The organism is Rhizobium sp. BK098, from assembly GCF_014193155.1.
Lineage (GTDB): Bacteria > Pseudomonadota > Alphaproteobacteria > Rhizobiales > Rhizobiaceae > Rhizobium.
On the sequence record NZ_JACHYY010000004.1, the window covers coordinates 233,600 to 257,752 of the forward strand.

General features: G+C 59.4%; 23 protein-coding genes. 8 read left to right on the forward strand and 15 right to left on the reverse strand.

The genetic code is table 11. The features are described from left to right. Positions 1–143 precede the first annotated feature (143 nt). The 9 genes from FHT73_RS13075 to FHT73_RS13115 are packed head-to-tail and all read right to left on the reverse strand — an operon-like array spanning position 144 to position 8,504. Positions 144–1,115 (reverse strand): ROK family protein, encoded by a 972-nt coding sequence (locus FHT73_RS13075; protein WP_183712162.1) that lies wholly within the window; start codon positions 1,113–1,115, stop codon positions 144–146. Beyond that, positions 1,112–1,837: a ribulose-phosphate 3-epimerase gene (locus tag FHT73_RS13080; protein WP_183712164.1), complete on the reverse strand. Its 726-nt coding sequence runs from the start codon at positions 1,835–1,837 to the stop codon at positions 1,112–1,114. The genes FHT73_RS13075 and FHT73_RS13080 overlap by 4 nt, the downstream gene beginning before the upstream one ends. Further along, a complete protein-coding gene (locus FHT73_RS13085; protein ID WP_112603104.1) occupies positions 1,834–2,661 on the reverse strand; it encodes an alpha/beta hydrolase in 828 nt (275 codons plus the stop codon). Before FHT73_RS13085 ends, FHT73_RS13080 begins: the two co-directional genes overlap by 4 nt. Further along, positions 2,661–3,479, reverse strand: a complete 819-nt coding sequence (locus tag FHT73_RS13090) for a sugar phosphate isomerase/epimerase family protein (RefSeq protein ID WP_183712166.1) — start codon at positions 3,477–3,479, stop codon at positions 2,661–2,663. The genes FHT73_RS13085 and FHT73_RS13090 overlap by 1 nt, the downstream gene beginning before the upstream one ends. Further along, positions 3,479–4,555 carry a Gfo/Idh/MocA family oxidoreductase gene (locus FHT73_RS13095; RefSeq protein WP_183712168.1) on the reverse strand — a complete coding sequence of 359 codons (1,077 nt, stop codon included), beginning with the start codon at positions 4,553–4,555 and terminating at the stop codon, positions 3,479–3,481. Before FHT73_RS13095 ends, FHT73_RS13090 begins: the two co-directional genes overlap by 1 nt. 11 nt (positions 4,556–4,566) lie before the next feature. Further along, positions 4,567–5,385, reverse strand: coding sequence for a sugar phosphate isomerase/epimerase (locus tag FHT73_RS13100; protein ID WP_183712170.1), 819 nt, complete (start codon positions 5,383–5,385; stop codon positions 4,567–4,569). Between the two features lie 5 nt (positions 5,386–5,390). Further along, positions 5,391–6,227, reverse strand: coding sequence for a carbohydrate ABC transporter permease (locus FHT73_RS13105; RefSeq protein ID WP_112603111.1), 837 nt, complete (start codon positions 6,225–6,227; stop codon positions 5,391–5,393). Then, positions 6,224–7,156 carry a sugar ABC transporter permease gene (locus FHT73_RS13110; RefSeq protein WP_246712109.1) on the reverse strand — a complete coding sequence of 311 codons (933 nt, stop codon included), beginning with the start codon at positions 7,154–7,156 and terminating at the stop codon, positions 6,224–6,226. Before FHT73_RS13110 ends, FHT73_RS13105 begins: the two co-directional genes overlap by 4 nt. 1 nt (position 7,157) lies before the next feature. Further along, the gene (locus FHT73_RS13115) at positions 7,158–8,504 is read right to left on the reverse strand and encodes an ABC transporter substrate-binding protein (protein WP_183712172.1); all 1,347 of its coding nucleotides are present in this window, start codon (positions 8,502–8,504) and stop codon (positions 7,158–7,160) included. A gap of 175 nt (positions 8,505–8,679) precedes the next feature. On the opposite strand from FHT73_RS13115, the gene FHT73_RS13120 reads away from it, so the two are divergent. Beyond that, a complete protein-coding gene (locus FHT73_RS13120; RefSeq protein WP_183712174.1) occupies positions 8,680–9,828 on the forward strand; it encodes a Gfo/Idh/MocA family oxidoreductase in 1,149 nt (382 codons plus the stop codon). Positions 9,829–9,851: 23 nt separating this feature from the next. After that, a complete protein-coding gene (locus FHT73_RS13125; protein ID WP_183712176.1) occupies positions 9,852–10,805 on the forward strand; it encodes an alpha/beta hydrolase in 954 nt (317 codons plus the stop codon). A gap of 20 nt (positions 10,806–10,825) precedes the next feature. On the opposite strand, the gene FHT73_RS13130 is transcribed toward FHT73_RS13125, so the two are convergent. Then, positions 10,826–11,860, reverse strand: a complete 1,035-nt coding sequence (locus FHT73_RS13130) for a LacI family DNA-binding transcriptional regulator (RefSeq protein WP_112337088.1) — start codon at positions 11,858–11,860, stop codon at positions 10,826–10,828. A 256-nt stretch (positions 11,861–12,116) separates the two neighbouring features. Then, a complete protein-coding gene (locus FHT73_RS13135) occupies positions 12,117–12,740 on the reverse strand; it encodes a TetR/AcrR family transcriptional regulator (RefSeq protein ID WP_112603121.1) in 624 nt (207 codons plus the stop codon). Positions 12,741–12,846: 106 nt separating this feature from the next. Here FHT73_RS13135 and FHT73_RS13140 point away from each other — a divergent pair, with 106 nt between their 5' ends. Genes FHT73_RS13140 through FHT73_RS13155 form a run of 4 tightly spaced genes read left to right on the forward strand, consistent with a single transcriptional unit; the run spans position 12,847 to position 19,356 of the window. Beyond that, a complete protein-coding gene (locus FHT73_RS13140) occupies positions 12,847–13,923 on the forward strand; it encodes an efflux RND transporter periplasmic adaptor subunit (protein WP_112400867.1) in 1,077 nt (358 codons plus the stop codon). Beyond that, positions 13,920–14,990, forward strand: a complete 1,071-nt coding sequence (locus FHT73_RS13145; RefSeq protein WP_183712178.1) for an efflux RND transporter periplasmic adaptor subunit — start codon at positions 13,920–13,922, stop codon at positions 14,988–14,990. Before FHT73_RS13140 ends, FHT73_RS13145 begins: the two co-directional genes overlap by 4 nt. 11 nt (positions 14,991–15,001) lie before the next feature. Further along, complete coding sequence (locus FHT73_RS13150; protein WP_183712180.1) at positions 15,002–18,052, forward strand: efflux RND transporter permease subunit; 3,051 nt, start codon at positions 15,002–15,004, stop codon at positions 18,050–18,052. Between the two features lie 11 nt (positions 18,053–18,063). Then, entirely contained in the window at positions 18,064–19,356 is a 1,293-nt protein-coding gene (locus tag FHT73_RS13155) for an alpha/beta hydrolase (RefSeq protein WP_246712110.1), read from the forward strand. 13 nt (positions 19,357–19,369) lie between these two features. On the opposite strand, the gene FHT73_RS13160 is transcribed toward FHT73_RS13155, so the two are convergent. The 3 genes from FHT73_RS13160 to FHT73_RS29795 form a co-directional block, all read right to left on the reverse strand. Next, positions 19,370–19,663, reverse strand: a complete 294-nt coding sequence (locus tag FHT73_RS13160; protein ID WP_183712182.1) for a hypothetical protein — start codon at positions 19,661–19,663, stop codon at positions 19,370–19,372. 27 nt (positions 19,664–19,690) lie between these two features. Further along, positions 19,691–19,978 carry a CBS domain-containing protein gene (locus tag FHT73_RS13165; RefSeq protein ID WP_112414369.1) on the reverse strand — a complete coding sequence of 96 codons (288 nt, stop codon included), beginning with the start codon at positions 19,976–19,978 and terminating at the stop codon, positions 19,691–19,693. Positions 19,979–20,229: 251 nt separating this feature from the next. Beyond that, complete coding sequence (locus tag FHT73_RS29795; protein WP_348648369.1) at positions 20,230–20,532, reverse strand: hypothetical protein; 303 nt, start codon at positions 20,530–20,532, stop codon at positions 20,230–20,232. Between FHT73_RS29795 and FHT73_RS13170 the strand changes: the two genes are divergently transcribed. Both FHT73_RS13170 and FHT73_RS13175 read left to right on the forward strand, forming a co-directional pair. Next, complete coding sequence (locus FHT73_RS13170; protein WP_348648368.1) at positions 20,416–21,726, forward strand: FAD/NAD(P)-binding protein; 1,311 nt, start codon at positions 20,416–20,418, stop codon at positions 21,724–21,726. The genes FHT73_RS29795 and FHT73_RS13170 overlap by 117 nt on opposite strands. Positions 21,727–21,993: 267 nt before the next feature. After that, positions 21,994–23,151, forward strand: coding sequence for a glycosyltransferase (locus tag FHT73_RS13175; RefSeq protein WP_183712459.1), 1,158 nt, complete (start codon positions 21,994–21,996; stop codon positions 23,149–23,151). A gap of 47 nt (positions 23,152–23,198) precedes the next feature. On the opposite strand, the gene FHT73_RS13180 is transcribed toward FHT73_RS13175, so the two are convergent. Further along, positions 23,199–24,131 (reverse strand): 1,3-beta-glucanase, encoded by a 933-nt coding sequence (locus FHT73_RS13180; RefSeq protein ID WP_112603133.1) that lies wholly within the window; start codon positions 24,129–24,131, stop codon positions 23,199–23,201. Between the last annotated feature and the right edge of the window lie 22 nt (positions 24,132–24,153).

Below are 24,153 nucleotides of genomic sequence, written 5' to 3' on the forward strand. Positions count from 1 at the left end.
TTATTTTCGGGAAAACGCTTATCGCCACGACCTCGTAAGCGTTGACTGGAGGCGACGATCCGGAACTTGCACGAATAATCGGTGTTCAGCGAGATGGCGATGCCCCGATGAAACTTAATGCCAACGATAAGGCCGCCCGATCGTCAATTCAGTTTGGCAAGCGAGCTTCCCTCGTCGTCGAAGATGAGGCTGGCCGCGCCGATCAAGCCGGCATGGCGCCCGAGCTGTGCGGCAACGATCGGCACGTCGCGATAGGCAGGCATGGCGCGCTCGCGAACTGTCATCACCATTTGATCGTGCAGAAGATCGAAGCCATGCGAAATTCCTCCGCCCATAACAAGCACGTCGGGCGAATAGAGGTGAAGCAGGTTCGTAAAGCCGATCCCCAGCAAGCGCGCCTCGTCAGTCAGCAGCGCCAATGCATCAGCGTCGCCCTCTCGCGCGGCTTCAACGACGTGTCGTCCGGTTACATCGGCATCGGCGGCGAGCTTGCGCAGCATCGATCCGTCTGACGGCCTGGTGCGGCCCGTTGCCCGCCTGCCGAGTGCCGTGCCGGAGGCGACGGCTTCGAAGCAGCCGATTGCGCCACAAAAGCAACGCTCGCCCTCGTTCGTGATCGTCATGTGGCCGATCTCGGCAGCCAGACCGCGCCTGCCATGCAGGATACGGCCATCGGCAATCACGCCGCCGCCGATACCGGTCGATACCGTGACGAACACCATAGACGCCGCCCCGCGGCCGGCGCCATATCGCCATTCGCCGAGCGCTGCCGCGTTTGCATCGTTTTCAAGCCGCACAGGCAGCCGGAAGTGGCCGTGGAGAATGTCCGCCAACGGAACCTCATGCCATCCGACGAGCGTCGGCGCGGCAATGACGACACCGGCGTCCGGATCGAGCGGGCCGGGCGCACCGATCCCAATCCCGATCGGCGAAAGACCAGGCGTTTGCGCCAGCACCGTTTCGGCCAGCTGTTCGATCTGGCGGATGACGGCGGCGGGGCCGCCGGCCGCATCCGTCGACAGCGACGAGAACGACAGAAGGCGTCCCGCATCATCGATAAGCGCGGCGCGAAGCTCCGTTCCACCGAGATCGAATGCAAGAGCGACCTTTTTCACGAAACCCGGCTCTCCAGTCCATGCAGCCAGGCGATCCGGTCGCCAAGGTTCTTGTCGCCGAATGCCAGCGATCCGAGAACGACCGTCTGCGCTCCCGCTTGGCGTAACAGCGGCACCGTCTGCTCGCGAATGCCGCCGTCGGCTGCGAGTATGATCTGATCCTCGCGGCCGGCTTTTCTCAGGAGGGAGCGGGCTTCGATCAGCCGGTCGCAGGCTTTTTCGGAAAGGCTTTGTCCCTTGACGCCAATCGAGGTTCCGAGCAGCGTCACGAAGGCGACATGATCGATGAAGGGGTCGATCGCCGATACGGGCGTTTCCAGCCGCAGCACTACGCCGGCTTCGGCATCCAACTCCTTGGCAAGCGCAATTGCGCGCAAGCCTGCATCACCGTTTTCAGCATGGACGCTGATCAAATCCGCGCCCGCTTCTATGAACTGCCGCGTCTGCTCCTCGACGATTTCAGCCTCGACCATGAGATGGACGTGGATCGGCTTGGCGGTCGACTTGGCGATGCGCGCGACAAAATCCGGAAAGAACAGGAAGCCCGGCGTAAAGCGCGCATCGGCGACATCGATGTGATGCAGGTCGACATAAGGCTCTATGCGCTTGAGATCGGTTTCCATATTGGCAAGATCGGCCGACCAGAGCGAGAATTCACCGAGAAGCCTGTTGCGGGGAAGCGCTGCGATGGCCGCCGGGCCGGAAAGGGGTCTGGACGTCATGATGGAATGAAACTCCGGGGTGTTTGGGCTGCTAGAAAATGCGCGATGGCGTCTTGGACCTCAGCAAAATGCCTGTCTTTGTCGATGGCCTTGGCGGTAACTTCGACAAAGCTTGCGCCGGGAATGACGTTGGCGAGCGTCTGCGCGCAGGAGAGCGGATGGATCGCGTCGTGCCGGCTGCCGATGACGAGGGTGGGCACGGCGAGGGCGGCTGCCGCTGCCTGTGGCACATCCGGTCCGTCTGCGGCGATGTCAGCCAGAACGGAGGCAAAGGCGAGAGCATCCGGTCGGTCGAAATAGCCAAGCAGGGAGGAGAAGTTGTCCGGTGCCTCCGAGGCGATCCGTCGTCCGGTCTCAGAGGCGACAAAACGGTTTTTGGCTTCCTCGATCGGGTGCGAACGGATCAGGGCGGCAACGGCCCGGATCGGCGCGAGATTGTCGGGCGATGCCTCGAAGGTCCAGGCGGGACGCACGAGAACGAGGCCGGCGACCCGATTGGCGTGATGATGGGCAAGATGCAGCGCAATGGCCGCGCCCATCGAAATGCCGCCGACGATGAAGCGGTCGAACCCGTATTCGGTGGTTGCGGCCAGAACATCCTTGGCAAACATATGGATCGAAAAGGGTCGCGCATTGCCCAGCGAGGATGCACCATGTCCGCGGCATTCCAGCGTTAGTCGGTGAATGCCTGCCGAAGCGGGGACATTCTGCGCGACCTGCGCCTCATCGCCGCCAAGTCCGTGTTGGAAGATGACCGGAAGCCCCTGTCCATCCTCATAGATGGCCAGTTCCGCATCGCCGCGCTTGAACGATTTCTGTCCCATCAGATCAGCGCCTTGAGAAAGCCGGCGACGCCGGCCGCTTCGGAAGCCGAAAGGCCATGTGTCACGAGCGGTCCGTCGAAATTCACCGAACGCAGCCGCGCGATGAAATCGGCAAAATCCACCACGCCTTGTCCGGCGATCGCGAAACGGCCGTCGCCGTGGCGATCCTTAGCGTGCGCCAGGGCGATATGACCGGCGGAGATTCCGACCGCCTCTGCGACGATCGCTCGCGCTTGCGCCGGCGTTGCTTCTTCGAAGAGATTGGCGGGATCGAGCACGATGCGCAGCCGCCGCGATCCCATCTCGTCGATCAGCCGCCGGGCGTCGCGTGCCGAGGTGACGATATTGGCCTGCTCCGGCTCGATGCCAAGATCGACGCCATGCCGTTCCGCCAGCTCCAGGGCTTTCGATATTTCAGCGGCCATGTCGGCCCAGGCGGAGGGATCGCCGTTGTCGGGATGATGTGCCCATTGGTCGTTCGGGTCGCGCGTTCCGGTGCAAAGCGTCACCAGCGGAATAGAGAGTGCGGCCGCCGTTTCGATGATGACGGCGAGCTGGGCGAGGCCCGATCGGCGAACGGCAATATCGGGGTGAGCCATGTTGTAGGTGCCCGATAGAGCAGCGAGCGAGATACCCGTCGCCTCGACGGCTGCCCGGATCGCAGCGATCGTTTCTTTCGAAACGGTATCGGGCATAGACGGGAGACCGCAGCAGGCGAGATTGAACTGCGCGCATGTGTAACCGCTATCCCGCACGGCCGAGAGAACGCCGAGCGGCTCCGTTCCGGGAAAGGTCTTGGCGAATATGCCGATTTGCATCAGACCGCTCCCGAAACCGATGCGAGTTCGACGCGCTCGCCTCGTTCCACCGATCGGGCGATCGCCACCATCGCGCGGATGGAGGCGAGGCCGTCCTCGACATTCGCGCCGCGCATCGGCGCGCCGTTCAGCGCAGTGTCGGCGAGCCCCTCCAACTGCCGGCGGAAGAAATGGCCGTCGGCGCCCAGCGGCTTCCGGCTTGTCGCATCCTTCTCGTGAAAGATTTCCACTTCGCTCGAGCGGAAATACCAGGGATTGAAGGTCTTTGCGAGAACAGAGCCGTTTTCGCCGTAAAGCTGGAAGCCTTCATGCCAGTCCATGCGCACGGCAACCGTCAGGTCCAGATGACCGAGGGCACCGTTGGCAAATTCGGTTTCCACGAACCAGCAATAGGCACTGGCGCGTTCCAGAAGCCGGGCGCGAACAGCGACGATTTCACCGCAGAAGAAACGGGCGGTATCGACCAGATGCGAGCCATGCGCCAGCATGAAGTATTGCCTGAGATCGGCCTTGGGGTTGCCTGATGGTTTGCGCGCAAGCTTGCTGGTGACGGGCAGGGGCTGCACCGCATCCGTATTGGTATAGCGGTGAGTGGAATCGCAATACCAGGCCTTCATCGCAAAGATCTGGCCTATATCGTCGCGCACGAAATCGCGCGCCGCCTCGAGCGCCGGATCGAAGCGTTTCATATGCCCGACCTGCAGGATCTTTCCGGACCGGCGCACGGCCTCGGCAAGCTGCTGCCCTTCCTCGACCGACACGCCGATCGGCTTTTCGCAGAGCACATGCTTTCCGGCTTCCTGCGCCTTGATCGACATCGGCACGTGATAGGCGTCGGACGTTGCGACGATTACCGCCTCCAGCTCGGGATCGGCCAGCATGGCATCATAATCGTCGTACATCTTCTGCGGCTCATAGGTCGCGCCCATGCGGGCCAGAAGATCGGGGGCCGCATCGCAGATCGCGTAAAGATCGGCATTCCTCGCCTTGACGCAGGATTCCAGATGCGCGAATTGCGCGATCGGCCCGCAGCCGAGGACTCCCACGCGAAGACGGCGACTTTCCTTTTCGATCATGGTCTTCTTCCTTATGCGCCGTAGCCGCGCATGGTTTGGCGATTGGCTTTGACCGCAGCTGCAGGATCGGCGCTGGCCGTCTCGGATTCCTCCTCCAGCACCAGCCAGCCGTTAAAGTGCGGAGCTGCCGAGACGAGGTCGATCACGGCGGGCGTATCGAGGACGCCCTTGCCGAGCATCGCCCATCGGCCGTGCGCATCGACATCTTTCAGATGCAGGTAGCGGATACGGTCCTGATAGGTACGCATCGTATCAAGCATGTCGGCATGCCCCCGCAGGATATGACCGGTATCCGGCACCCAGCCGACCAGATTGGGGTCGAGCAGTGCGAAGATGCGGTCGTAATCGGCACGGTCGAACAGCAGCGTATTGTGATGCGAGCTCGGATGTACGGCGACCTCGACGCCGGCGGCCTTGCCCAGCTCTCCGGCGCGATTGTAGAACTCGCCGGCAATGGTGAACTTGTCGTCTCGCGGACCGTCGGAAACGACGGTCGCCGAGCCGATGGAAACGAGTGCGCCGGGAAAATGCGCTGCATAGTCGATCCAGCGCTTGGCCGTCGCCAGATCATCCTTCATCGCGTCGGCCACCGTAAAGCCGCTCTTCGAGCCGAAGGCGAAGGAGACGAGCGTCAAGCCGCAATCTCGCAACGCATTTGCGAAAGCATGCGGGTCCGCGCCATAGCGGCCGATCATCGTGTCGGTAATTTCGATACCGTAGTAACCGCCTGCGGAAATCGCCGACAGCAGGTCGTCAGCCGTTCCTGTCCAGGCATTGCCGAGCATTTCCCATGTAAACGTCTGGCAGCCGACTTTTATGTCCTTGCGCATTCCCGCTATTCCTTGATTCCGCCTTGGGTCAGGCCTTCGATGATGTGTCGTTGGAAGAAGAGCACCAAAATGATGAGCGGTATGGTGACGACGGCCGATGCGGCTGCGATGTCTCCCCAAGGCACATAATATTGGTTGGTGAAATTGGCGATGCCGACCGGAATCGTCTGGCTGTCGCTGTCCGAGGTGAAGGCCAGCGCGAACAGGAACTCGTTCCAAGCGGTGATGAAGGCAAGCAGGCCGGTCGTGACAAGGCTCGGCAACGACATCGGTAGGATGATATGCCAGAGCAGGCCGAGAGGGCCGACGCCGTCTATGCGGGCTGCCTCGTCGATTTCGCGCGGAAGCGTTTCGAAATAGCCGAACAGTACCCAGGTCACCAGCGGCAATCCGAGCGCAAGATAGGTGATGATTAGCGCGGTATAGGTGTCGAGCAGCCCGAGATCGGAGGCGATGAGATAAAGCGGCCCGACCAGCGCGATCTGCGGAAACATCGATACCGAAAGGATGACCGTCAGGATGCCGAAGCGTCCCTTCACATCGAGGCGCGATAGCGAAAAGGCAGCCAGCGAACCGACGATCAGACAAAGGGCGGTGGTCGCCAGCGAAACGACGAGCGAATTCAGCACATAGTGATGCAGGCCTTTTTCGACGAAGGCGTTGTAGTAGTGCTCCAGAGTGAACGGGTTCGGTATGAGCGAGGGCGTCCCCTCGGTCAGTGCCTTGTCGAGCTGGAGCGATGTCGAAAATTGCCAGATGAACGGGCCTGCGGACCAGATGAGGATGAACAGGGCGCCGAGATAGATGAGGATGTTCTGGAAGACTGAGCGCTCTCCGTTCATGTCGTCCTCCTGATCTGGCGCACGAGGAAGACGCAGAAGCCGATAGCGATCAGCCCCTCGGTGATGAACATGGCGGTCGAGACCGCCGAGCCATAGCCGAACTGAAGCGTCGAAAAGAGCACTTTATAGGACAGCGTCGAAAGGGTCTCGGTGGAATCAGCCGGACCGCCGCCCGTCAGCACGTAGACGAGATCGAAGACGCGGAAGGCATCGAGCGCGCGGAAAAGGCCGGCGATCAGCAGCGTCGGCATCAGGAGCGGTAGGCGGATATGCCAGAAGATCGTCCAGGCTCCGGCACCATCGATGCGTGCCGCCTCGATCAGCGATTTCGGAACCGTTTGCAGCCCGGTCAGCAACAGGAGCGCCATGAATGGCGTGGTCTTCCAAACATCGGCAAGAATGATCGTCGTCAGCGCCGTGTCGGGCGAGCCGTACCAATTGACGTTCTGGTTGATGAGTCCGGCATGCAGGAGGATGAAATTGATGATGCCGTGCTGACCGTCGAAGAGCCAGCCGAACATTTTCGACGTCACCACGGTCGGCATGGCCCAGGGCACGAGCATGGCGGCGCGAACCATGCCCCGGCCGGCGAAGGTCTCGCAAAGGATCAGCGCCATCGCCAGGCCGATGAAGGTCTCGAGCAAGGTCGAAACCAACGTAAACCAGATCGTGTGCCACCAGGCATTCCAGAATGGCGGATCGGCCAGCAGCTGCACATAATTGGCGATACCGACGAAATCATCGTCCTGGGTAATCAGCGAGCGGTTGGTGAAGGATAGATAGACGCCATTGACGATCGGATAGAAGGATACCGATGCGAGCGAGAGAAATGCCGGCAGCAGCAACAGCCAGGGCCAGAGGGCGCTTGAGAGCGCCCCCGACTTGCCCGATGTTTGCCCGGAAACGGCAGCCGTCATCGTTACTGCCATGTCAGCTGACGATCTTAGTGATCTGGGCTGCGGCTGCCTGCAGTTCCGCCTTGACGTTGCCGCTGACCAGTGCCTTGGAGATGCTGGACTGCAGTGCCAGCGTCACCTTGGCATATTGCGGCGTGATCGGCCGCGGCGTGGCTCCGGTGAAGACGTTCTGAAGGCTCGCCATGAACGGCTGCTCTGCCTTCAGCTTCGCATCCTGGAAGATGGCAGGCCGGGACGGCGCAAGACCGAAATTAAGGGCAAGTCGGGTCTGGGTTTCGGGTGAAGACATCCAGGTCAGGAATTCGATCGCCGCTTCCCGCTTCTTGGAGTTGGCATTGACGCCGAGCTGGTAGCCGCCGAGGCATGCCGAGCTCTTGCCGCCGGCAAAATGCGGCAACGGCGCGACGGCGACCTTGTCGACCACATGCGAGGCTTTCGGGTCCTGCGCAATCGGATAGACATAGGACCAGTTGCGCATGAACATCGCCTCACCCGAGGTGAACGGCTGGCGAGATGGCTCCTCGTCCCAGGAGAGCACGTTCTGAGGGCTGATCTTCGTCTTGTTGATGGTGTCATACAGGAACTGGATCGCGGCAACGGCGTCATCGTCGCCGATGACGGAGGATTTTCCGTCGGCGGAAAGGATGGAGCCGCCATTGGATGCAATGATTTCCACCGCATCGCAGACCAGAACCTCGGCCTGCTTGCCCTGCCAGAGATAACCGAATTTGGCATCGCCGGCCTTTTGCGCCTCTGCCGCCATCGTCGCCATGTCGGCCCAGGTTTCCGGCACCTTGCCGCCGTGCTTTTCCACCAGGTCCTTGCGATAGTAGAACATGCCGGAATCGACGAACCATGGCAGTGCGGTCAGCTTGCCGCCGTAGGTGCAGGCAGCCACCGTGCCGGGGAAATAATCGGCGCGCTTGTCCTTCGGGAAATATTCGTCAAGCGGCAGCGCCCAGCCGGCAGACGCAAAACCGGCGATCCAGATGACGTCCTGGCTGAAGACGTCGGGCGTTCCGTTGCGGCGGGCGAGTTGCTGAACGAGGCCCTGATAGACTTCCGTCGACGAACTCGGCGGCGGCAGTTCGATGAACTTGACGGTGATGCGGCTTTGCGACTCGTTGAAAGCCTTGACGAGATCGCCAAGACCTTCCTTGCCGAAGAAGCTGGCGCTGGCAAAGCTGATTTCCGTCCGATCGGCCGCGCGTGCCGGGCGGATGCCCAGGCCTGAGGCAACACCAAGCATTGCCGTACCGATGGCGGTGCCGGCGGCACCCAGCACTAGCTGACGACGATCAAGCATTATCGACTGTCCGGCACTCTTGGCGTGAGCCGGCGTCTTCTTGATATCTGTCATGTTTCCCTCCCAGGAAGACCGGCGACCTCCAAATCTCCGCGCCAGTATTCGCATATGTTTTATAAAAATTTGTCGCGCGTCAAGAAATAAGATGCTTTAAATCGATCCGGGAGTCATCGTCGGATGCGTCGAAACGCAGCGAATAGATGTGGTAGATCAGGGAGGATTGGGTAATATGGCTGGCAATTCAAAAGCTAAACTCGGCATCGGCGTTATCGGCTGCGGTAACATCTCGATGACGTATCTGCGCAATGCGGCGCTGTTTGCCGGCGTCGAATTGCGGGCTTGTGCCGACATATCCGCCGACGCCGCGGCCTTGCGTGCCCGCGAATATGGCACTCGCGCCTCGAGCGTCGACCAATTGCTGGCCGATCCCGAAGTCGATCTCGTGCTGAACCTTACTGTTCCAGCCGTCCATTTCGACGTGACAATGTCGGCCCTGTCGGCTGACAAGCACGTCTTCACCGAAAAGCCGCTTGCGACGTCGGCGGCCGACGGCCGCATTCTTGTGGCGGAAGCGAAGCGGCGCGGACTGCGGCTGGGATCTGCACCCGATACGTTCCTCGGCGCGGCAGGCCGCCGGGCGCGGCGCCTGATGGATGAGGGCGCGATCGGTCGTCCGGTCAGCGGCACCGCCTTCATGATGGGACGCGGCATGGAGCACTGGCACCCCAATCCGCAATTCTACTACCAGCCGGGCGGCGGTCCGGTCTTCGATATGGGGCCTTATTATCTGACGATGATGGTGAACCTGCTTGGTCCGGTCGTGCGGGTCATGGCAATGGCGACGAAAGGCCAGGAAGAGCGCCTGATCACCGCCGACGGCCCGTTCAAGAACACGCGCTTCAAGGTCGGCACGCCTACAAACATTCTATCACTTCTGGAATTCCAATCTGGCGCGACGGTGAATTTCGGTGCCTCCTGGGACGTCTTTCGTCACTCCAATCATCCAATCGAGCTGCACGGCAGCGAAGGTTCACTGCGTTTGCCCGACCCGGACACATTCGGCGGAACGGTGTCACTGTCCGAGCATGGCGCGAACTGGCGCGATTTCGAAAGCGACGGCGAACTTTACGGCGCGAAAAACTGGCCTTTTGACTCTCCGGACCGGGCAAATTACCGCATGCTCGGCGTCGCAGACCTCGCGCGAGGACTTCAGGAGGGCCGGCCATCGCGCGCATCCGGAGAGCTGGCCCTTCATGTCCTTGAGATCATGGAGGCTATCCTACGGTCGGGTGAAAGCCGACAGTCGGTCAGGATCAATACGCAATTCACGCCGCCCCCGCGTCTTGACGAAGACGAAGCACGCAGTTTTCTCGCCTGATCGCTGCAGAGGAGGGATAATCAATGGAGAAGCTGGATGAAAGCGCCCGGCGCGTGCTCGCCATGACCAGCGGATCGAACGATCGGCCGTTTGAAACGGGTACACCTCAAGAGGCTCGTATCGACTACGATGTCGCTTGCCCGATGCTCCAAGGTGCAAAGGAGGCCGTCGCTTCGGTCGAGGATCGCCAGATCACCGGTCCCAATGGTCCGATCGCCTTACGCATCTATCGCGGTATCGGCGCAGCTTTGAAGGATGGTCCGGGCCTCATCTATTTTCACGGCGGCGGCTGGGTAATCGGTAATCTCGAATCGCACGACGAAATTTGCCGATGGTTCGCCAATATTGGCAAGTGTACCGTGATCTGCCCCGACTACCGGCTGGCGCCGGAACACAAATTCCCCGTCGGCGTGAAGGATTGCGCCGCGGCATTGGCATTCGCAGCTCAATTTGCTGCAGATCTCGGTATCGATCCCACGCGGATCGCCGTCGCCGGCGATAGCGCCGGCGGCAATCTGGCCGCCGTTCTGGCATTGATGTCGCGCCGCGGCGAAGCCGCGCCGATAGCGGCCCAGCTGCTCATCTATCCCAACACCGACGCCACCCAGGTGGCTGATAGCTACTATCGCTATGCCGAGGGCTTCGGCTTGACTGCCGCTACGATGAGATGGTTTCGCGATCACTATGTCCGCACCACAGCCGATATCACCAATTGGAGGGTATCGCCGCTACGGGCTGAAACCCTCCTCGCCGGGGTGGCGCCGGCCTTCGTCGCAACAGCCGGGCACGACATTCTGGTTGACGAAGGCATGGCCTATGCCAAGCGGCTGCGGGAAGAAGGCGTGCCTATGGTGCATCGTCATTGGCCGGGACAGATCCATGGCTTCGTGTCGATGGGAAGGTACGTGGCGGAGGCTCGGCGGGCCGTGGAGGCGGCCGTAGCAGCCTGGCACAGCTTCGAGGCTAGCTCTCGGTAGGATGAACAGCAGGCGCGGCTTCAGGCCGACTGCCGCATGACAAGCGTTCCATTCAGGCTGAGCTTGTGCGGGATCGTCTGAACCGGCGCACTCGCGTCTCCGAGCAATGTCAGCAGCGTATTGACGCCGCTTGCCGTCATCGCGGCGAAGTCCTGCGCCATCGTCGTCAGCGGCGGGCAGGTGTATCGGCTCAAGGGATGGTCATCATGCGCTGCTATGCGCAGATGATCACCCTTTTTACGCCCTACTTTGAGCCCATGCGCGAATGCGGCTGACATCACGCCGAAGGCGAGGCGATCATTCGCGCAGAGGATGGTTTTGCGGGGAAGAGACTTTGCCCGGAGCAGGCTATCCATCTGTTCGTAACCGATTCGCTCGAACTCCCAAGTGTAGTCGGCATTGGTGCTGATCACCAGCGGCTCGCCGCCTGCGGCTTCCATGGTGGCGATATAGCTTGCCAGCCTTTCGGGTGAATTGTGATTGACGTGCGGTATATCGAGATAGGCCGGCGCTTCCCCGGACCGGCAGAGATATTCGACGATCGTTGCGACGCTCTGGTAGTTGTCATTGCCGATGAACGGCGTGCTCCCTTCGATATAGGTGTCGAAGTAGACGATCGGCAGGTTCTGCGCGAGTTTTTCAAAGGTGCGCGGGTCGGATTTCTGTCCCAATGGTGCGACAAGCGCACCGGCCACCTTCAACGACAACATCGTATTGACGGCTTCTGCTTCCAGTTCGGGTAATCCGTGCGATGAGAACACGATCGGCCAATAACCCTCGTTGCGTAGCCGCAATTCCAGGCGATTGACCATTTCGGCATAAAAGGGGTCAGTAAGGGCTGGAACCAGGATGCCGATATTGCGGGTTCTTTTGCGATTGAGGTTTCGCGCATACAGATTGGGTTGGTAATCCGACGAACGAAGTGCCGCCTCGATCAGCGCTCGGGTCGCCGGTTTCACGCTGGTCGGATCGTCAAAATACTTGGAAAGGGTAGGGCGGGAGACGCCGCAGGACTTCGCGAAGTCCTCCATCGTCTTGTGCGTCAGTTTTTCCATCGAACCTCGGCCATTCTCCCTGTTACCCATGTCAGACGCCTTATGCGTCTGCAGGGAGGAGAGCGCAACCGGAAACGTAAGATCCAGGCAAGTTCTTTTGCGTTTCGCGCCGTCATAAAAGGTAACGCGCGTAAATTTTATTATTTGGTGTGCTAAATTTAGGCCGAAGACGAAGAAACGAAACTGCAGCGAGCTGCCGGGCGTCTGTGGATTTTACGGCACTATGTCCGGCAAAAGGAAAAAGAGCGTTGCGTGTTCAACGCCGCTCAAGCAGCCCATGCAGGACGAGATCGATATGTGCCTTCACATAGCTTGCCTTGTCCAGGGTTCGCCGCTCGTCGAAAAGCAGCTTGAAGAATAGAAAGGCAATGGCCGGTGCCACGACCGCGTCGCAGAACGCCGCCGGTGCCTGGCGGAACTCGCCAAGCTTTACCCCTTCGTCGATAAGGGACTGCATCTGCCGTTCGAGCGGATCGATAAATATGTCGTGGTGCCTGTCGACGATCTGCGGAAACCGCGAACCTTCGGCGATGACGAACCTCATCAGCTCCCGCAATTTGCGATCCCTGATGATAAGATCGTAGATGAGGTCGATATTTTGCTGAAGCCGCTCCGTGGCGGTCCCTTTCAGTTCATTCGCGCTTGACAAGAGGTTTTCGAGAGGCCCGGAAATGTGCCGGATCATCGCCTCGAAAAGCTGTTCCTTGTTTTCGAAGTAGACATAGACGGTCCCCTTCGTAACGCCGACCCTACTGGCGATATCTTCAACGCGTGTTGCGACATAGCCGCGTTCCACGAACTCCTCAAACGCGGCATCCAGGATTTGTACGGGGCGTCGGGCCTTCTGCTCCGCGCGCGTCAGCTTCTTTAGATCGGTCATGGCCGCACCTTGAGCGTGATTGACGGTTTGGCGTCAAGATAAATTCTATTGACTAATGGGTCAGTCAATAATATTCCTCCCGCCGACGGATGCAAGAGGTCAGATCATGAAAACTATCCTTGTCATCGCATGGCTGGGTGCGAGCGCGGTCGCGCTCTCCTCATGCGAAAAGCAGGCTGAAAGTGAAACAAAGCCGAAGAACGTGGAAACCGTCGTCGCCAAGCTCACGCCGGTCGTGGAAAACAGCGCCATCACCGGCGAAATCAGCGCACGCGTGGAAAGCGACCTTTCCTTCAGGGTCAGCGGGCGCATTGTCGAGCGCTTCGTCGATGTCGGCTCGTCAGTGAAGGCCGGACAGGTGCTTGCACGGATGGACGCCGAGGAGCAGAAGGCCGACCTGGATGTTGCCACCGCCAACCTGCAATCGACGCTAGCCCAGCAAACGCAGGCTCAGCTTGCCTTCGACCGGCAGCAAAACCTCTTCAGGACGCAGGTTACGACCCGTGCCGCCCTTGATCAGGCCCAGGAAACGCTGCTGACCGCCCAGGGAAGCGTGAAATCGGCACAAGCGCAGCTCGACACGGCTCAGGATGCGCTTTCCTATACGGAATTGCGTGCGGATGCCGATGGCGTCATCACCGCCAGGAATGCCGAAGTCGGGCAGGTGGCGCAAGCCGCACAGCTGATCTTTACGCTCGCTCATGACGGTCCCCGCGACGCGGTCTTCAACGTTTTCGAGTCCCTTTATCTGGGCCGCAATCTGGAAAACAAGGTCGCCGTCAGCCTCCTTTCGGCGCCATCGCATAAGGTTGAGGCTTCCGTACGCGAAATCTCCCCCACGATCGATGCGTCGACCGGAACGATCAGGGTCAAGGTGGGGCTCGAAGGGGCGCCTGATATGCAGCTTGGCGCTCCGGTAATCGGCTTGTTCCGGTCAACCGCTCGGGACGCAATCGAATTGCCATGGTCGGCAATGGCCTCCAAAAGCGGAAAACCGGCCGTCTGGGTCGTCGATCCCTCTTCGTCAAGCGTGTCGCTGCGCCAGATCGATGTTTCCAGCTACGAAACCGGCCGTTTCGCAGTACGGACAGGCGTGTCGCCGGGCGAGATCGTCGTCGCCGATGGCGCGAAATTCCTGCGACCGGGCCAGACCGTTGCGTATGACAAGGGAGCCGCAAAATGAACATCCGAGCCACAAGCGGCCTTGCGATCCTCGCGTTGCTGCTCCTGACGTCCTGCCAGAAGCAGGATGAAGCCCATTACGAGCCGCCGCGCCCCGTACTTTCCGTCGTCGCCCAGTCCACCGCTGCCTCCGCCCTGACCCTTCCGGGGACGGTCGAGGCCAGGATCGAGACCCAGCTTGCATTTCGAGTCCTGGGACGGGTCATCGCACGCAAGGTCAGCGTCGGCGATATCGTCAGGAAGGGCGACATCGTTGCCGCCATCGATCCGCTTTCGCTGGAACTTGCCGTCAAGAGTTCGCAGTCCGAGCTTTCGAATGCTCAGGCGCAGTTGGTCAATGCTGCATCCACCGAGGAGCGCCAGCGATCCCTGCTCGAGAGCAGATCGGGAAGTGAAGCGGCGTTTGAAGAAGCGCAGCTTGGGCGCAAGAGTGCGAGTGCTTCCGTTGCCAAGGCGCAGGCCAATCTGGACAAGGCGGAGGAACAGCTGGGCTATGCGCAGCTTCGTGCGGAATTCGATGGCGTCGTGACCGCGACTTCGGCCGAAGTGGGGCAGGTCGTCTCCGCAGGCCAAAGCATCGTCACCGTCGCCCGTCCCGACCAGCGCGATGTCATCATCGACATACCCGTGGCAAGCTTCGATGGCCTTAAGGTGGGATCGCCCTTTGAGATCGCTCTCCAGCTCGATCCGACCATTCGCGCAAGCGGCACCGTGAGAGAGATCGCCCCGGAAGCCGAGGCGACGACCCGCACGCGGCGCACGAAAATCACGCTCATCGATCCGCCGGCGACGTTTCGTCTCGGCTCCGTCGTCACTGCAACCGCTACTGTTGTTGCAGATCCAATGATCCTGCTGCCGTCGTCCTCCGTTCTGATGAAGGATGGAACGCCGAACGTCTGGGTGGTCGATACCGCAGCTCGCAAGGTCTCCATTCGGCCGATCAAGATCGACGGCGATCTCGTCGAGGGCGGCTCCGTGAAGATCACCGAAGGCATCAACCCCGGCGAACGCATCGTTACTGCCGGCGTTCACAAGCTTGCCGACGGCCAGGCCGTCAGGGTAGATTAAGGAAAATTCCCGTGAAGAAATTCAACCTGTCCGACTGGGCGCTCGAACATCGTTCGCTCGTCTGGTATTTCATGATTGTCTTCATTCTGGCCGGCGCGTTTTCCTATGTTGGGCTCGGCCGCGAAGAAGACCCTGACTTTACCATCAAGACGATGATCATTCAGGCGCAATGGCCTGGTGCGTCGGCCGAGGAGGTGACCAAACAGGTCACCGACCGTATTGAAAAGAAGCTCGAGGAGCTGGATTCCCTCGATTATACCAGGAGCGAGACGGTTGCCGGCAAGACGACCATTTTCGTCGAGCTTTTGCCCACGACCAAAGCCAGGGATGTCAATGCCATCTGGATGCGGGTCCGCAACATGATCGGCGACATCAAGGGGGATTTTCCGAGCGGTGTCGTCGGACCGTTTTTCAACGACACTTTCGGCGACGTCTATGGCAATATCTACGCTTTTACCAGCGACGGACTGACGCAGCGACAGCTTCGTGATCTCGTCGAGACTGCGCGCGCAAAGGTGCTGACGGTCGCAAATGTCGGCAAGGTCGACATTATCGGTGCGCAGGACGAGGCCATCTATCTCGAATTTTCTACACGGAAAATCGCAGCCCTCGGTCTTAACCAGCAGTCCGTCATCGACACGCTGCAGGCGCAGAATGCCGTCACCCAGTCAGGTTTCGTCGATGCCGGTCCCGAGCGCATCGCCTTGCGGGTCAGCGGCCAGTTCACGTCGGAGGAAAGCCTTAGATCGATCAATCTTCGCGTCAACGACCGCTTCTTCCCGTTGACCGACGTCGCGACGATCAAACGCGGCTACGTCGATCCTCCCTCGGCGCTGTTCAGATATAACGGCCAGCCGGCGATCGGACTTGCCATCGGCATGAAGACTGGGGCGAATCTCCTTGAATTCGGCAAGGCGCTCGATAAGGAGATCGAGCAGGTCACGGCAGATCTTCCCATCGGCGTGGACGTCCAGCGCGTTTCCGATCAGCCCGCCGTCGTCGACGAGGCCGTGTCGGGCTTCACGCGCGCGCTGTTCGAGGCGATCGTCATCGTGCTTGCGATCAGCTTCATCAGCCTCGGCGTCCGGGCAGGGCTCGTGGTGGCCATCTCCATTCCGCTCGTCCTCGCGATCACCTTCCTCGTGATGGCCTATTGCGATATTTCCATGCAGCGTATTTCGCTCGGCGCGCTGATCATCGCCCTTGGCCTTCTCGTCGATGACGCCATGATCGCGGTGGAAATGATGGTTGCCCGACTGGAAGTGGGCGACGACCTGAGAAAAGCGGCGACATACGTCTATACCTCGACCGCCTTCCCGATGCTGACCGGTACGCTCGTGACCGTCGCAGGCTTCATCCCGGTCGGCCTCAATACCAGCGCCGCCGGTGAATTCACCTTCACCCTCTTCGTGGTCATTGCCGTTTCGCTCCTGGTTTCATGGATCGTTGCAGTCCTGTTCACGCCGTTGCTCGGCGTTTCGATCCTTCCGAAAACCATGAAATCCCATCATGAACAGAAAGGCCGTTTTACCCGTGCCTTTGCATGGCTCTTGCGTGCCGCCCTGCGTTGGCGCTGGGTTACGATCGCCGCAACGGTTGCAGCCTTCGCTCTTTCCATCGGCGGGATGAGCCTTGTGCAGCAGCAGTTTTTCCCGTCCTCCGACAGACCGGAACTGATCGTCGACTGGAACCTGCCGCAGAACAGCTCGATTTCGGAGACGAACAAGCAGATGGCCAGGTTCGAACGCGAGATGCTGGCCGACAACAAGGATATCGATCACTGGACGAGTTATGTCGGCCAAGGCGCTCCCCGTTTCATCCTGTCCTTTGACGTGCAGACTCCCGATGTCTCGTTCGGTCAGACCGTGATCGTCACCAAGGGGCTCGACGTTCGTGACAAGGTCAAAGCCGAACTGCAGGATTATCTGACGAAGACCTTCCCCGGAACCGATGCATTCGTGAAGCTGCTCGACATCGGCCCCCCGGTCGGCAAGCCGGTGCAGTACCGGGTGAGCGGGCCGGATATCCAGAAGGTCAGGGATATTTCCCAGAAATTTGCCGGTATCGTCGGTCAGCATCCTCTATTGTCCAACATGACCTTCGACTGGAACGAACCGTCGCGCGTGGTCAAGGTCGATGTCCTTCAGGACAAGGCACGGCAGCTGGGGGTCTCCTCGCAGGATATTGCAACGGCACTGAACAGCATTGTCGAGGGATCGTCGGCCACGCAGATCCGGGATGATATCTATCTCATCGATGTAATCGGCCGCGCCCAGACCTCCGAGCGAGGTTCGATCGAGACGCTGCAGAACCTCCAGCTTGGCGGTTCCAATGGCAAATCCGTACCGTTGTCCGCAGTTGCGAATTTCCACTACGAGCTGGAGCAGCCGACGATTTGGCGGCGTACCCGCATACCGACCATCACCATCAAGGCTGCCGTGGTCGGACCGACGCAGCCGGCGACGATCGTCAACGAATTGCAGCTGAAGGTCGACGAGTTCCGCAAGACACTCCCAAGCGGCTACCGCATCGTCGATGGCGGCTCGGTCGAGGAGAGCGCCAAAGCGCAGGGGCCGATCGTGGCGGTAGCGCCGCTGATGCTGTTCATCATGGCGACGATCCTGATGATCCAGCTGCAAAGCTTCAGCAGGCTGTTTCTGGTGTTTGCTGTTGCTCCCACAGCGCTTATCGGTGTGGTTGCCGCACTTCTCTTCAGCAATGCGCCCATGGGATTCGTCGCAATCCTTGGCGTACTTGCTCTCATAGGTATCTTGATCCGCAACTCAGTGATCCTTGTCGTACAGATCGAGCACCTTCGAAGCGAGGGTGTGCCGGCCTGGCAAGCGGTCATCGAGGCGACCGAGCATCGAATGCGGCCCATCATGCTGACGGCGGCTGCCGCAACGCTCGCGCTGATCCCGATCTCCAGGGAGATATTCTGGGGCCCCATGGCCTATGCGATGATGGGCGGCATCGTCGTCGGTACGGTTCTGACGCTGCTCTTCCTTCCGGCACTCTATGTTGCCTGGTTCCGAATTCCTCGCGACGACGCGCAACACTGAAGGGGCGTCCGATGCAGAAGGTTGGACGAAGGGACCTCGCCGGCAGCACCCGTTATGCTGCCTGCGCACAGCGCAGCTTGACCTCATTTGCTCTCAAGCGGTCTGGTCTTTCCGTTCTGATCTCCCTGTCGGTCCTGGCAGGCTGCGCGGGGCGGCTGGAGAATGTTCTCCAGCCGGTCGCAACGGCGGGACCAGGCACCAGCACCGTGGACATGATGGTGGCCACGACACGCCAGCCGACCGACAAAGCAGGCGAGCTTTATTCCGGCGAACGTGGAACGGCGATTTCTCTCAACGATATCGTCGTTTCCATTCCTCCCGATCGAAATCGCAAGATCGGCGAAGTGCAATGGCCATCGCATGTACCGGCCAATCCCGAGAAAGAGTTTGCAGTCCTGAAGGTCGGAAAGGTGGCATCCGAGCGCAATATTTTCGAATGGTTCGGCAAGAATCGCAATGCCAAGCGGCAGGTTGTCATCTTCGTGCACGGCTTCAACAATACCTATGCCGACGCCGTCTTCCGCTTCGCGCAGATCATGCATGATTCCGGAACGGATGCCGCGCCGATCCTCTTCACCTGGCCCTCGCGCGGCAACGTTTTCGACTATCTCTACGACAAGGAAAGCACGAATTTCTCGCGACGAGCGCTCGAAGATATGATCCTGCAGGCTGCCAAAAGTCCCGATGTCGGTGAGGTGACGATCCTTGCCCACTCCATGGGATCATGGTTGACGGCGGAGGCGTTGCGCGGCGTTGCCATGCGCAACAAGACAATTCCGTCAAAGGTGAAGAATGTCATCCTTGCATCGCCTGACATCGATATCGACGTATTCCGCCGGCAGATGATCGAGATGGGCGTGCAACGACCGCACTTTACGATTTTTTCCTCCACCAAGGACAAGGCGCTACAGGTTTCGCGGTGGCTCTCCGGTGGCGTCAATCGGGTCGGCGGCTTCGATTCAACACCCTATGCGGCAGACTTGACCAAGCTCGGGATCACGGTCGTCGATACGAGTTCCGTAAAACCGGACGACGCGCTGGGCCACAATACCTTTGCGGACAATCGCGACATGGTCCAACTGCTCGGACGGCGGCTGGCAGGGCAGTCATTGGACGCTGGCCAGGTCTCGCTTGCGGATAGGGTAGGCATTGCGGCCGTGCGAACCGCGGATCTGGCGGGCTCGGCGGCAAAGGTCGCAGTCGCAGCTCCGATGTCGATCATCAGCGACGATGCGAGGCAGGTGTTGAAACAACAGCTTTCCTCGGGATCGTCGCCAATCGTAGATGGGCGAATTTCCTACTGAACGGGCAAGGCCTTTAAACGCCAGGCAACGACGCGAATCGCACTGCGTTCGCAAGAGGTTCGGCCCGGCTGGGCAAGCGAGCTTTTTCCGTCTTTTCCTGATGGAGGAATACCAGCTTGTTCTCGTCGAAGATCCGGAAGAATTCGTACCAGGCGATTTCCTTCAGGTTTTTCTCCGGCGCTCCGAAATCGATCCACAAAAGGCCGCCAGCGCCCCCGGCGTTCTTCACGCGGGATGGGTGTCCGCCTCTTGATTCCACCCATTGGCGGATCAGCTTGTGATCCGTCGTTGTTTTTGATGCAGACATCGCGTCACTCCTTCGATAGTCGCCGGTTCAGCTCTGCGAATGGGCTCCTCCGGGCCTCGATATTTCGGCGAGTGCAGCGCCGGCGGATCCGTCCTCGAAGCAATATTTGACCTCCGCCGACATCACGTCGCCGATCCTGGTTTCCGGTCCTTTTCCTTGCGCGACTGCGCGTACCGCGATGTCGCGGTCCGTGATCATGCCCACGAGCCTGTCATGCTCGCCGACGGGGATAATGCCGGCATCGAGATCGGCCATCATGGTCGCAGCTTCGCGAATGGAATGGTTGGGATTTGCGACGCGCACGTCGCGTGTCATTGCTGCGTTCACTTACATGTCTCTATCCTTCTTGAAGGAAAGACCCCAACTCATGTCGGCACCCAGAGTTCCTTCATTGGAACAATAAGCGGCTGAGAAAATGCGCTGCCGGCCGCTGGGGAGAGCTACCTGCAGGACAAAGAAATTCATTTGCCCATTCAAGGGAAGGCGGCGGAACCTATTCTTTTAATCTACGAAATTTATAGATAATATCTTGGCCATCGGGAAAGCGTGCCAAGCGCACGGCCGTGTCATGAGCGGAAGAAGGTAGGGCGACATTGGATATCTCCCGGCAAGACATCGTCGCATGTTGGATCGAAATCCATCCGCCCTAAATCAGACGAAAGGAATTTATTGGCAATTCCCGCAGCGCCCGAAAGTGAAGAAGGCAAGCCATGATCTATGATGCCGTTGTCGTGGGTTCCGGCTTTTCCGCCATCTCCACCGTCTGCAACCTCGTGGAACTGCTTCCCGAAACCGCATCCATCGCCATCGTCGGAGACGATCCCGGATTTGGCCGCGGAACCGCCTATCGCACCGAGCTCTATCTGCATCGCTTGAACGTGCCCGCCGGCCGTATGAGCCTCTTCCCAGACCGGCCGAATGCATTCGTCGAATGGCTGCGGGAGCATAAGCGACCGTTGGATGCGGGGGATTTCGCCTCCAGGCAGGACTATGGCCTGTATATTCGAGACAGTTTGGCTGCTCTGCTGCGCAACAGGAAACGGCGTTGCCGGGTTGATTTCATCAAGGCCAAGGCGACCGGATGCGTTGAACGCTACGGTTCCGCGCTCGGTTTTATTTTGGACAACGGCAATGAGATCGCCGGGCGAAGCGTCGTGCTTTGTCTGGGAGTGGGGAATGCCCAACTGCCCTTCGATTTGACCGGATTGCCTGCCGGCCTGCGCTCCCACATCATCGAAAATCCATGGCGACTGTCATGGCTGAGGCGCGTCAGTAAGACTGATACTGTCTGTATCCTGGGTTCGGGATTGACGATGATCGATCAGGTTTTGGCACTGTCTGCTCACGGTTTCACCGGCAAGATAATCGTGTTGTCGCGGCGCGGTCGGGTTCCGCAGGATCACGTCAGTCATCCGAAGCCGGCGGTCGAGATCGACGTCGGAGCCTTGCCCACGAGAATGAGTGAACTCCTGCATATTCTCCGTCGCGAAAGCAAAGATGCGGGGGACTGGCGCAGAGTCATGGATGGGTTGCGCCCGAAAACGCAAGCTCTCTGGTCGAGATTGCCGGAGGCCGAGCGCCGCCGCTTTTTGCGCCATGCGTTACCCTGGTGGAACATCCATCGTCATCGGGTTGCCCCGGATGTGTTCCGGAGGTTTGAGAGGATGCTGCAGAACGGCCAGGTTTCGGTCCGCGCCGGCTACCTGCAGAATGTCGAGAAAACCAAGGCTTTGACCGTTCATTACCGGCCTCGCGGCGAGCGCTTTACCGTATCGATTAAGGCGGATTGGATCGTGAATTGCACCGGCATGGAACGGGCAGGCATCGCCCATTCTCCATTGCTGCAGGAGATGCAGCGCCAAGGCCTGATCGAGGCAGACCCGCTTCGTCTTGGACTGGTGGTCGATGCTCGCTCGCGCATCCCTGGTTCGAGCGGCAGCGAAGCGGTCATCTATGCCGTTGGCGCGCTGACTGCGGGCCAATTCTGGGAAATTACCGCCGTGCCGGATATTCGCGTGCAGGCAAGAAAGGTCGCCGAGGCCATTGCGGAGAGATTGCGGTGAAGGGCCGATATGCGCCGACTGACGGCTGGCGGTCAGCTCTGTGCGACACGCACGACCAGTTTACCGCTCCTGGAACTGGCTGATGCAGCAAGATCGAATGCTCGAATAGGCGTAAGGCGAGGTTTATAGTCGCGAACGAGAACTTATTCGATCGCCGGCATTATTCGTGTAGATTTCTCCCGAATTTGAGGCAATATTCCCTCATATAGCTTTAGCATTGATAGTATAGTTAGAGACGAACGGACAGGTCGAAGAGGGCGCGTGCAGATGAAGGCCGCATTATCGACTGAGACGGATCAGGCTTCGCCTGCGTCCCCCAAGAGAATCCTCTATATCCAGCCGGGAACGAGTTCGTTTGCCGGTATCGAGAGAGTTGTCGATACGATATGCTCAGCCCTCTCCGATAAATATCCCGCCGATTTCGATATCGATGTTCTCTACACGTCCGAGCATAAAAATCGGCCGCACGGAACACAGAGCTACAACATAATCGACAGGATCGTGCACAACAGACGCGAGCTCATGTCGGTCTTGCGCGATGTCATCGGCGCAAAAGACTATGACTTGGTCGTTGTTCCGCAGATCGAGCCGACAGTGATCTGCATGATTGCCTGTATCGGCATCCGGCGGAACTTTGCCATGCACCTGCATGGCAACCCGCGGTTGGAGCCGAGCCATCTGAAAGCGAAGATCCTGTTCTTCCTGATGAGGATCTATTTCATTAAGCGGCTGACCTATGTGTTCGGCACGTCGCCAAGGCAGCTTGAATCGTTCAAAGCGATGTTCAGAAGCAACATCCGGCAATATTGGCTGCCCAATCCCGTCAGACGCTTCGATGCCCTTCAAAAGCCCGAGGGAGAAGAGGGGCACGTCACGTTTGTAAATGTTGGTCGCTTCTCCTTCCAGAAGGGGCAGGACATTCTCCTCACGGCATTTGCCGAAGCCTACAAGCTTCGTCCTAATATCAGGCTGAAGGTCGTGGGTTATGGAGACGGCGAGGCTGAACTGCGTAACCAGATACGGGATTTGGGGCTCGCAGCCGTAGTAAGCGTCGAACACCATCCCGACAATCCCTCACCGGCACTGGCGGCGAGTGATGTCTATGTGTCGACATCACGCTGGGAAGGGTGGTCGTTGGCAATATGTGAGGCGTTGCGATTTGGGCTGCCGGTCATCTCGACCGATTGTGAATTTGGCCCGAGCGACATATTGGTCGATAGACGCCTCGGCCTTCTCGTGCCGGTTTCCGGAGGCGAGGAGCTTGTCAGGGCGATGCTTTACTATTGCGACCATATCGAGGAAGAGCGTGCGCATGCCGAATTTCGGCAAAACTTCATTGATATTTACGACACAGAACGCGTCGTGGATGTTCATGCAGATGCCTTGCGGATAGCCGCCATGGGACCTGCACCGCTCATTGCCTGAAAGATGACGGCATCATGAAACCCGGCGCTCGCCGGGTCTTAGGGATATCATGCATAGACCCGCATGTAGTCGACACGCATGTGGGTTTGGCGATCCTGCGGCTGCAAGGGATCGGGGAAGGGGACATCTGAGCGCAGAGCAAGCGTCAGGAGCGGCCAAAAGACATCGTTCTGCGCGTCCATCTCTGCCGCGCGTCCGAGCGTCCACTCGATGAGCCCGCCGGTCTTCGGATCGGCGATTTGCTTGCGTTCGAAATAGAAGCGGCAGCGTGCACCTTCGATGAGCAGGCCATAGCGGAAATAGCCGGTTGTAATATCGACGTCGGTGGGAACGCCCACTCCTTCGTGATGCTCGCCAGGCTTGCCCCATTCATGCAGATAGGCGCCGTATAAATTGCGCTCCCAGCCCTTCTGCTCGACTATGTCGAGTTCGTTGCTCGTTGCTGGGAACAGAATGCTTCTGCCATTCATCAGCCAGAAAGCCGGAAAGCTCAAGGGATGGGCAGGAAACCACATCCGCGCCTCGAAATAGCCTTGTCGCCAACCCCTCAGGATCGTGCCGTCAGGCCTCGCCGTCTGGATATTGCCCGATATCCATTGATATTCGGGAAGATTGTTGCCGTAATAGTTCGGCACCTGCATGGGGCGCCCAATATATTGAGCCGAGATCTGCAGTGCCTTGCCGTTGCTGGCGGATGGATCGTCGACGATCGCATAAGGATCGAACCCTTCCTCACCACCGAAGCGGCTGAAGGCCGATCTGCCATAAAAGCCGCTGTCAAAGGTGGTCGCCTTGGCCCCGGCATGCCAGGTCGTCTGATCAAGCGCTGTAAAGTTTTCATCGAAGATGACGGTACGGCCTGCGGTCGGATCCTGCTGTACCTGCGCCGCCGGATGACGGTTTGCAAGCAGTAGGCCGCCGGCCGCTGCCAACGATGCCGTGCCTATCAGCACGTTGCGCCGGGATGTCAGGCTTGGCATTGCTGCTTCTCCTCGATCGATT